This window comes from Streptomyces sp. AA1529, from assembly GCF_000280905.1.
Lineage (GTDB): Bacteria > Actinomycetota > Actinomycetes > Streptomycetales > Streptomycetaceae > Streptomyces.
Genome location: NZ_ALAP01000106.1, coordinates 44,617 through 54,123 on the forward strand (window position 1 = coordinate 44,617; position 9,507 = coordinate 54,123).

At 72.8% G+C, this 9,507-nt stretch carries 11 protein-coding genes; 4 read left to right on the forward strand and 7 right to left on the reverse strand.

The genetic code is table 11. The features are described from left to right. The first annotated feature begins 15 nt into the window (after positions 1-15). Complete coding sequence (locus A949_RS0131265; RefSeq protein ID WP_019360007.1) at positions 16-978, forward strand: MerR family transcriptional regulator; 963 nt, start codon at positions 16-18, stop codon at positions 976-978. A gap of 46 nt (positions 979-1,024) precedes the next feature. On the opposite strand, the gene A949_RS0131270 is transcribed toward A949_RS0131265, so the two are convergent. Then, positions 1,025-1,927 carry an LLM class flavin-dependent oxidoreductase gene (locus A949_RS0131270; protein ID WP_019360008.1) on the reverse strand — a complete coding sequence of 301 codons (903 nt, stop codon included), beginning with the start codon at positions 1,925-1,927 and terminating at the stop codon, positions 1,025-1,027. 73 nt (positions 1,928-2,000) lie between these two features. Between A949_RS0131270 and A949_RS0131275 the strand changes: the two genes are divergently transcribed. After that, the gene (locus A949_RS0131275; RefSeq protein ID WP_019360009.1) at positions 2,001-2,513 is read left to right on the forward strand and encodes a hypothetical protein; all 513 of its coding nucleotides are present in this window, start codon (positions 2,001-2,003) and stop codon (positions 2,511-2,513) included. A 108-nt stretch (positions 2,514-2,621) separates the two neighbouring features. On the opposite strand, the gene A949_RS35210 is transcribed toward A949_RS0131275, so the two are convergent. From A949_RS35210 to A949_RS39445, 4 genes are all read right to left on the reverse strand, one after another. Then, positions 2,622-3,701: an amidohydrolase family protein gene (locus A949_RS35210; RefSeq protein WP_019360010.1), complete on the reverse strand. Its 1,080-nt coding sequence runs from the start codon at positions 3,699-3,701 to the stop codon at positions 2,622-2,624. A 144-nt stretch (positions 3,702-3,845) separates the two neighbouring features. Continuing rightward, positions 3,846-4,199, reverse strand: coding sequence for an arsenate reductase (glutaredoxin) (arsC, locus tag A949_RS0131285; protein WP_019360011.1), 354 nt, complete (start codon positions 4,197-4,199; stop codon positions 3,846-3,848). Between the two features lie 129 nt (positions 4,200-4,328). Continuing rightward, positions 4,329-5,315 (reverse strand): NAD-dependent epimerase/dehydratase family protein, encoded by a 987-nt coding sequence (locus tag A949_RS0131290; protein WP_019360012.1) that lies wholly within the window; start codon positions 5,313-5,315, stop codon positions 4,329-4,331. Between the two features lie 279 nt (positions 5,316-5,594). Continuing rightward, positions 5,595-5,966 carry a hypothetical protein gene (locus A949_RS39445; RefSeq protein ID WP_237735957.1) on the reverse strand — a complete coding sequence of 124 codons (372 nt, stop codon included), beginning with the start codon at positions 5,964-5,966 and terminating at the stop codon, positions 5,595-5,597. A 10-nt stretch (positions 5,967-5,976) separates the two neighbouring features. On the opposite strand from A949_RS39445, the gene A949_RS39450 reads away from it, so the two are divergent. Further along, positions 5,977-6,240 (forward strand): hypothetical protein, encoded by a 264-nt coding sequence (locus tag A949_RS39450; RefSeq protein ID WP_237735958.1) that lies wholly within the window; start codon positions 5,977-5,979, stop codon positions 6,238-6,240. 168 nt (positions 6,241-6,408) lie between these two features. On the opposite strand, the gene pspAB is transcribed toward A949_RS39450, so the two are convergent. Both pspAB and htpX read right to left on the reverse strand, forming a co-directional pair. Beyond that, on the reverse strand, positions 6,409-6,996 hold the full coding sequence (gene pspAB / locus A949_RS0131300; protein WP_019360015.1) for a PspA-associated protein PspAB: 588 nt from the start codon (positions 6,994-6,996) through the stop codon (positions 6,409-6,411). 177 nt (positions 6,997-7,173) lie between these two features. Further along, on the reverse strand, positions 7,174-8,079 hold the full coding sequence (htpX, locus tag A949_RS0131305; RefSeq protein ID WP_019360016.1) for a zinc metalloprotease HtpX: 906 nt from the start codon (positions 8,077-8,079) through the stop codon (positions 7,174-7,176). Between the two features lie 346 nt (positions 8,080-8,425). On the opposite strand from htpX, the gene A949_RS0131310 reads away from it, so the two are divergent. Next, positions 8,426-9,310, forward strand: a complete 885-nt coding sequence (locus tag A949_RS0131310) for an HAD family hydrolase (protein ID WP_026005223.1) — start codon at positions 8,426-8,428, stop codon at positions 9,308-9,310. Positions 9,311-9,507 lie beyond the last annotated feature (197 nt).

The following is a 9,507-nucleotide window of genomic DNA, read 5'->3' on the forward strand; positions in this document are numbered from 1 at the left end:
GAGGAGTTCACGACCATGCCTCCGTCCCCCCACCCCGCGGGGCCGATGTCGGCTTCGACGTCCGAGTCCGAGTACCGCATCGAGGACCTCGCGCAGCGCAGCGGCGCGACGGTGCGCACCATCCGCGCCTACCAGGACAAGGGCCTGCTGCCCAAGCCCGGGCGGCGCGGCCGTGCCAACGTCTACGACGACTCGCATCTGGCCCGGCTCCAGCAGATCGCCGACCTGTTGGAGCGCGGCTACACGCTGGCCTCGATAAGGGAGCTGCTCCAGGCGTGGGACGAGGGCCGGGGACTCGCCGGGGTGCTCGGCCTGGTGGCGGAGGTGGACGGGCCGTGGACGGACGAGGTGTCGGGCCGCATCTCACGCGTCGAGCTCGGTGAGCTGTTCGGCGGCGAGTACGACGAGGAAGCGGTCTCGGAGGCACTGACCCTGGGGGTGCTGGAACCGCTTCCGGGCCGCGAGGACGAGTTCCGGGTGCCGAGCCCGCAGGAACTCTCGGTGGCGGCCGAGCTGCACAAGGCGGGCGTGCCGCTGCGTGCCATCACCGGGCAGCTGCGGGAACTGCGCGGCCAGGTGGAGCACATCGCCGCCCGCTTCCTGGACTTCACCAACGAGCATGTGTTCGTCCGCTATCTGGGCGTGCACCTCTCCGACGGGGACGCCTCCGAGGCGGCGGATCTGGTGCGCCGCCTCCGCCCATTGGCGCAGCAGACCGTGGAGGCCGAACTGGCGCGGGCGATGCAGAAGTTCGCCGCGCGCAATCTGCGCGACCATCTCCGCTCGGCGGCCGCCGCCCCGACCGAATCCGCACCGGCGGACCCGGCCCGCGCCGCACAGATACGGCTGCCGACCGCAACCGTCGAGGCGGTCGGCGCCCTCGTCGGCGAGGAGCGGGTGCCGGACTTCATCGCGGCGGCGGCCGAGCGGGAGGTGCGGGCCCGGCAGATGGACCGGATGAGTACGGAGGGGAGATGAGCTGCGGGCCCCCACCCGGCCCGCCCGGCGCGGGAGGCGCTCCGGCTCAGCGGGCGCTGCCGAGCTGGGCGGGGGCTTCGGTGGCGATCCGCTCGAAGATCCTCTCGTCGGCCTCGAAGCGAGTGTCCGGGAGGGGCCAGTGGAGGACGAGCTCGTCGAACCCGAGGGCGGCATGGCGGCCGGCGAAGTCCACGAAGGCGTCGAGGGAGTCCAGCGGGCGGTCGGGGGTGAAGCCGGTGAGCAGGGTACGGCCCAGAGTGTCCGGCGCCCGGCCGCTGTCGGCGCACGCCTTCTCCAGGGCATCGGTCTGGCGGGCGAGGGCGGCCCGGGAGTCGGCGGGCGTACCGGACTCGTTGGCGGCCGGATCACCCGTCGTCACCCATGCCTGACCGTGGCGGGCGGCCAGCCGCAGCCCGCGCGGACCGGTCGCGGCGACGGTGAACGGCAGCCGGGGCCGCTGCACGCAGCCGGGGAGTCCGCGTGCTTCGTGGGCGGCGTAGTAGACGCCCTCGGCCGTCACCTCGTCCTCGCCGAGCAGCCGGTCGAGCAGCTGCACGAATTCGGCGAAGCGGTCCGCTCGTTCCCGGCGCGTCCATGCCTCCCCGCCCAGGGCGGTCGCGTCGAAGCCGGAGCCCCCGGCGCCGATGCCCAGGGTGATCCGGCCGTCACTCAGATCGTCGAGGGTGATCAGTTCCTTGGCCAGCGGGACCGGGTGCCGGAAGTTCGGCGAGGTGACCATGGTGCCGAGGCGCAGCCGGGAGGTGGTGGCGGCAGCGGCGGTGAGAGTGGGGACGGCGCCGAACCAGGGGCCGTCGCGGAACGGGACCCGCCACGAGAGGTGGTCGTAGGTGTACGCGGCGTGGAAGCCCAGTTCCTCGGCTCGCCGCCATCTCTCCCGTCCGCCCTCGGACCAGCGGCGGACAGGGAGGATCACGGTGCTCAGACGCATACCCCCGAGCTTAAGCGCACGGCTCGCGCACCCCGCTTCGCGGCCCGGAGCGGGAGCAGGCATCCTCGGTGGCATGGACCACACCCGCCCTCCGCACCGCACGCCGGAGCTCCACAGCACCGAGTCGGCCGTCTCCGTGCTGTGCGCGCTGGCGGAGCGCAGAGGGCTTCCGGTGTCGGTGGAGCATGCCATCGGTGCCGACGAGTCGTCGCGGCGCACGGCGGCCGGAGCGTTCGCGGTCACCGACGAGGACGGCTCCCTCCCGCACGAGGCCCTGCTGGAGATCCCCGCCACCGGCAGCACGCCGGACGGCGGCGGCGCACTCACCCCGAAGATCTCCGTCCAGCTCTTCGAGGAGGGCGACGCGCACATCACGGTCGACGGGGTGACCTTCCACGATCTGCCGCGGGAGGCGACCCCGGCGTTCCTGGAAGCGCTCTTCGACCGGCGGGCTCATCTGAAGCGGACCTGGTACCCGCCGTTCTGCCGGCTGGTGGTCTCCCTGGACGACGAACTCTCCTACAAGGAGGTCGTCCCGATGGCGTACGGCGGCCTGTCCCGCTGGCTGAACTCCTTGCCGGGATGACCGGGACAGCCGAGACGACAGGCGCAGCCGGGACGGACAGGTACGGCCGGGACGGACAGGTACGGCCGGGACGCCGGGTCGCCCGGGTCGCCGGGACAGGCCTGACGGTCAGGAAGCCCAGGAGGCAGAACCGTCCGGGCGGGGCCTGCCGCCGTCGCCGGGTCTGTCCAGCCCGCAGACCCGTGCCGCGTTGTCGTGGCACACGGCCCGCAGCCACCCGGGGCCCAGGCCGGTGCGCTCCTCCAGCGACTCCAGCGCGTCGGCGTACGGATACGGAATGTTGGGGAAGTCGGTGCCCAGCAGTACGCGCTCACCGAGGTCGGCCAGCCGGGGCAGGGCGTCGCGGGGAAACGGGGCGGCCTCCTCGGCGAAGCCGGTGAAGGCCATCGTCGTGTCCAGCATGACCTCCGGATGGCGTGCGGCCAGCGCGAGGAACTCGGTGTACTCGGGCATGCCGAGATGGGCGACGACCAGGCGCAGCCTCGGATGCCGTTCCAGTACGGCACCGATCGGTCCGGGGCCGGTGAACGCGCCGGGCACCGGTCCGGACCCGCAGTGCGTGACCACGGGGACGCCGGCGTCGGCCAGCAGGCCCCACACCTCCTCCAGCGCGGGGTCCCGCGGATCGAACCCGCCGACCTGGAGATGGCATTTGAAGACGCGAGCGCCCTGGTCGAGTGCGCGGCGCACGTCGTCGGGGGCGCAGGGCTCGGCGTAGAAGGTGGCCGTGTGCAGGCAGTCGGGCGTGCGGGCCGCGAAGTCGGCGGCCCAGTCGTTCAGGGAGCGGGCCATACCGGGCTTGTGCGGGTAGAGCATCGAGGTGAACGCGCGGACGCCGAAGCCGCGCAGCACAGCCAGTCGGCGCTGCTCGTCGGTGCGGTAGGTGATCGGCCAGGCGCGTCCGACCAGCGGCCCGGCCGCGTCGAAGTAGGCCCACACCTTGGCCAGCAGCCGCTCCGGCATGAAGTGCGTGTGGATGTCGATCAGCGCGGGCGCACCGATGCGGGTGCGGAACGCGGCCACCCGCTCCCGCTCCGCCGCGGCCCGCTCCTCCACGGTCCGGTCCTGCACGGTGTCGTCGGCGGCCTCGTCCTGCACGGCGTCGGCGGTCCGGTCCTCCGCTGCTCGGGCTGCCGGTATCCGGGTCCCCGGCGCCCGGGTGTCCCGCGCCTGCTCGTGCCTGCTCATATGCGCCTCCTGTGACTCTCGGGGGTGGGCGACGGATGCGGCCCGCGCCGCGCTCGTCCGACCGCCCGCTACGAGCCCGAGCCCTCCGAACCCGCCCCGGCAGCCCTTCGACCGGGACGCTCCCGCGCGGGCGGCCGACGCGGGCTACAGCACCTCGTTCGCGACCTCGGCCGGCCGTGCCAGCCGGGTGCCCTTGTCCGTCACCACGAAGGGCCGCTGGATCAGTGCGGGGTGTGCGGTCATGGCCTTGATCAGCTCGTCGTCGGTCACCTCCGGTCGGCCGAGGCCGAGTTCCTGGTAGGCGGCCTCCTTCGTCCGGACGGCGTCCCCGGTCCGGATCCCCGCGTCGGAGACGAGTCCGCGCAGGGTGTCCGCGTCCGGCGGGGTCTTCAGATACTCCACGATCTCGATCTCGTAGCCCGCGTCCTCCAGCAGCGCCAGAACTTTCCGGGAGGTCCCGCAGCGGGTGTTGTGGTAGAGCGTCGCCGTCTTCGCCATGGCGTCATGCTATGCGGGGCACCCCGGCCCGGCTCCGCTGCGCACCGCGTCAGTCCAGCGCCCTGCCGGCCCAACGCCCCGCCGGCCCAGCATCGGGTCAGCCCGGCGCCCCGTCAGCCCAGCACCCCGTCAGCCCAGCGCCGCGAGCAGTTCCCGTTCGCGCTCCGCGCCGAGCCCGGCCCGCCGCGGCCGGTCCAGGCCCTGCTCGCGCTCCCAGCGCAGGGTGTCGGCCAGCATCTCCTCGCGGGGCCGGTGGTGGAGTCCGGCGGCGCGCGCGGCGGCGCCGCTGCGGGCCGAGAACCCTTCCCAGCCGGGCTCCACCAGCCACATCGGCAGTGACTCGGGGCCCATGTACTGGGCCACGCCGTGGCCGAGCAGCCAATCCGACCCCGCGGAGCGCACCGGCCCGGTGTGGCCTCCCGCGTCCCGGGACAGCGCGATCCAGTCCGCGAAGGGAACGACCGGTCCGACCGCGTCGTACGTACCCGTGGTCCCGTCCGCGGCGGCGCGGAGCAGCCAGGCGGCCAGGTCCCGGACGTCGACCGTCTGGGTCGGCAGGGCCGGGGTGTCGGGCACCAGCATCGCCCCTTGCGGGTCGCGGGCCGCGCGGGCCACCCAGTAGCCGGACCGGCCGCTCCCATCGCCGGGCCCGCCGATGAGGCCGCAGCGGGCGGTCAGGAGCCGGTCGCCGACAGCGGCGGCCGACGCCTCCTCGCAGGCGACCTTGGCCTCGCCGTACAGCGAGCGGTCGGCCTCCCCCCGGTCGGTGGGGGCGAGGGTGGGTGCGGACTCGTCTGCGCCGGACTCGGCATGGGAGGCGTAGGCGTTGCCGGAGGAGATGTAGGTCCAGTGCCCGGCCCGGTCCCCGAGCGCGTCGAGCGCACCGCGGACGAAGTCCGGCTGCCACGAGACCTCGAAGACCGCGTCCCATGTCCGCCCGGCCAGCGGCGCGTACGCCGCGGGGTCACGCCGGTCGGCGGCGACCAGTGTGGCGCCGTCGGCGACCTCCCCGCTCGCTCCGCGCGCGAGGCACGTCACCGGGTGTCCGCACTCGATCGCCTGCCGCGCCAGTTCGCGCCCCACCCATGCCGTCCCGCCCAGGACGAGTATCTCCATGCCGCCACACAACCAGGCGAACGTGCGGGAGGCCCAGCCCACTTCGCCGACGGCGCAGCCGCCCGACGGGCCTTCGTCCGCGCGCGCCTCCGCCCGTCCGCCCGTCCGCCCGTCCGCCCGTCCGCCAGACGGCCCGACGGCCCAGCGGCCCCGGCGGCCCGGCGGCCCGGCGGCCCGACGGCGAACGCCACGTGCGCGCCCCCGATGACGGGGACGCGCACGTGGGAGGCGCCGGGACGCCGGGAGTGCCGCGAGCACCGATGCTCGTCGGCCGCTCGGCTACCTGGTGACGGGCCACTCCAGCGGGGCCTTGGAGAAGCCCCGGTTCAGCTCGACGGCGGCGGCCTTCTGGCCCGCCGGGACGAGGAAGGCCGAGCAGATCTTCTCCGAGTCGCCGGGCTTCATCTCCTTGTCGGAGTCGAAGCTGGGGCAGTTGGGCCACTTGGCCTGGCCGAGGAGGACGATGAGGGCGCGGGTGCGCTTGTTCTTGTCCGTCTTGACGACCAGGTCGTCGTCCATGTCGCCGAGTTCCATGGGCTTGCCGCCCTTGTTCTCCAGGGTCGACCAGACGTAGACGGGGATCTGCGGACCGTCGTCCTCGTCCTTCTTGAGGCCCGAGTTGTCCATGTCGGCCTTCGTGCCGGTCTGCACCTTGGTCGGCGTGACCGTGTACCTGGCGCCCCTGGAGCTCGACTTGTCGCTCTTCTGGACCGGGCTGGCCTGGCCCAGCCGGAAGGTCGTCTTCTCCTTCGAGGAGCGGGAACCGGAGTGTGAGGAGTGCGACCTCGAGTGGCTCTTCTTCTTCGACTTCTTCGAGCTCGAGTGGCTGTTGCACCCGGTCACCGCGACGGTCAGTACCAGCGCTCCGGCCACCGCCGGAACAGCACGAGTCCACGTACGCATGTCGTCCTCACTTCCCCGTTGATCCCCGTATCCGACCGGGGCGGCTTCGCCCGCACGGTCGGACCATGTTCTGAGCGCATGATCCTGCCAGAGCTGAATCCGCGCCCCGCAGGGAGGGGTTGCCAAGGCTCCGGCGGCGGAACGCGGCGGGCCGGTTCGGTGCGGCTCTCCGTCCGGGGTGCGCGTGCGCTCAGAGCCCGGGGGCACCCCAGACGGGGAACCAGCGGCCGAGGTCCTCCTCCACCGGGAGGTCGTTCGCCAACAGGCCGCGCACCTGGAGCTCCAGCGCGTTGTCCCGCTTCTCCGCGCCGCCGAGCAGCGGGGCGAACGGGTAGAAGGTGCCCCGCTTGTAGAGGTAGATCAGCGCGAGCGCGGCACCGGAGCTCTCGTGCCGGAAGGACACCAGCGAGCAGAGCAGCTGCGGGCCGAACCCACCCTCGGCGAGGAGGGTGTTGACAGCGTGCAGATCGTTGACGAGTGCCGCCATGTCATCGGGCGGCTGGCGCGCGGTGAGCCAGGTGTAGCCGTAGGAGTCCTGGCCGAACTCGACGGGGATGCCGCCGCGCGCGGTGTCCGCGTCCAGCAGTTCGCGCACGTCGCTCCGCAGCCGGTTGAACGCGCCGCCCTCCACGCTGGCGAAGCAGACGGCTCCGATGCCGGTCGGCAGGAACGCGGTCCCGGCCTGCAGGGTCAGCGCGGCGGCGGGCAGCGCGAAGAGCTGGTCGAGGTCGGGGCGCTTGGGCTTGCTGCGGCCCAGGAGCACGTCGAGAAAGCCCACGCTCGGCCTCCGTTCAGAAGTGAGTCGTCGTCCGTCGGTGGTGCGGGGGGAGTCGTCGTCCGTCGGGGGTGAGTCGTCTTCGGTGGTGAGCCGTCCGTCGGTGGTGAGTCGTCGTGCGCCGGTCGCGCTCGCGGGTCCGCCGCGCGCCGGGAGTCGGCCCGGTGAGGGGAGCGGTGGTCACTGGCCGAGCTGCGTCGATATCCGGCTGAGCTGCTCCAGCCGCTTCTCCAGCTTCGGGTGCGAGGAGAACAGCGAGGCGAGGCTCTCGCCGGAGAACGCGGGGACGAAGAAGAAGGCGTTGTACGGCTCGGCCTTCCGCAGGTCCTTGGTCGGGATCCGGGCCATGTCGCCGCTGATCTTGGTGAGGGCGGAGGCCAGAGTGGAGGGGCGTCCGGTCAGCAGTGCTCCGGCGCGGTCGGCCGACAGCTCGCGGTAGCGGGACAGCAGCCGGGTGAGCAGAAAGCTGATCACGTAGACGACGGCGCTGACCAGCGGGACGAGCAGCAGGAGCAGCCCCACCCCGTTGTTGTCCCGGCCCGCGCTGCGGCCGAGGCTGCCCCACAGCGCCACCCGGGTCATGATCCCGGCGAGCACGCCGAGGAAGGAGGCGATGGTCATGACGGCGACGTCCCGGTGCGCGACGTGCGACAGTTCGTGCGAGAGCACCCCTTCGAGTTCGTCCCGCTCCAGCCGGCGCATCAGTCCGGTGGTGGCGCAGACCAGGGCGTTCTTCTGGTTCCGGCCGGTGGCGAACGCGTTGGGGACGTCGCTGTCGGCGATGGCCACCCGTGGCTTGGGCATGTCGGCGAGGGCGCACAGCCGGTCGACGGCGCCGTGCAGTTCGGGAGCCTGCTGCGGGGTGACCTCGCGGGCGCCCATGCTGAAGGCGGCGATCCGGTCGCTGAACCAGAACTGCGCCACGAACAGCCCGCCCGCGATCACCAGCACGAAGGGCCAGGCATTGCTCAGCACTGCCACCAGGACGCCGACCAGAACGACGTAGAGCAGGCCGATCAGGAACATGGTGGTGACCATCCGTGCGGTCAGACCACGGTCTGCGACGTAGCGCGAGTGACGAGCCATGGCGGCCGCTCCTTCCTGGGGGCGCGGAGGCTGCAAGCGCGGGAGCGCAGCACGCGGGAAGCGCTCTCTTCGATTGTGCCTGTTCGACCGCTTCAGGGACGACAAGAGTGCTTTGACCTGCCAAGAGCAAGGATGACCCGGATGCCCGCCCCACCGTCTCCGCGTCCGGCCGGACGTGATGCCCGTCCCGCCGTCACCGCGCCCGGCCGGGTGGGCATAGGGGGTGCTCACTTCCGTCTCGTGCGCCCCTTGCGTGCGCTGGCGTGCCCCCCGTCCTCACTGTGTGCTCTTATTCGTCACTCATCCGTGCGAAGGTCCGCACACATGTTCAGGCATATGCGCGAAGATGGTTCACGTGACTTATCCGACTCGTTCGTCCGAACACCCCGCCCCCCGGACCCAGCCGTCGCCCGGCAGGCGCACCGCCCCCCGGCTGATCGCCACCGATCTGGACGGCACCCTGCTGCGGAACGACAAGACGGTCTCGGACCGCACCATCGCGGCCCTCGCCGCGGCGGAGGCAGCCGGGATCGAGGTGTTCTTCGTCACCGGCCGGCCCGCCCGCTGGATGGACATCGTCAGCGAGCACGTGCACGGCCACGGTCTCGCCATCTGCGCGAACGGCGCGGCCGTCGTCGACCTGCACGCGGGCGGCCGGGTGATCCGGGTGCGCGAACTCGCGCGGCGGGACGCGGTCAATGTGGTGCAGGCGTTGCGGGCCGCGGCGCCCGGCGTGAGCTTCGCCGTCGAGCGCACCGCGGGCATCCACTACGAGCCCGCCTACCCGTCCTTCCCGCAGGATCCCGGAGCCTCCTACGCACCGGTGGACGAACTGCTGGCCGACCACGGGGACGGCCACCTCGCCGACCCGATCGTCAAGCTCCTCGCCCACCACCCGACCGGCGACCCCGACGCCTTCCTCACGCTCGGCTGCACCGCCGCCGGGGCCCACGCCGAGTTCACCCGCTCCAGCCCCAGCGCCCTGCTGGAGATATCCGGCCGCGGCGTGAGCAAGGCCAGCACTCTCGCGCTGGCCTGCCAGGAGCGCGGCATCGCCCCGCACGAGGTCGCCGCCTTCGGCGACATGCCCAACGACCTGGCGATGCTCACCTGGGCCGGCAGGTCCTACGCGATGGCCAACGCCCACCCCGACGTGCTGCTGAGCACGGACCACGTCACCGGCTCCAACGAGGACGACGGAGTGGCCGCCGTGATCGAGAGCTTCCTCTGAGACACCTCGGGCGGACCGGGCCGTCCGGACGTCGGGCCGAGGGCGCTCGCGGCGGGGGCGGTCCGCTCGCCGGGGTGCGTCAGGAGCGCTCCCGGTAGAGGTCGGTCAACAGGGCGGCCGCGGCGTGGGTCGCGGGGTGCGGGTCGTGGTGCTGCCAGATGAGATGGACGGGGACGGGGGCGGCGTCGCGCAGCGGG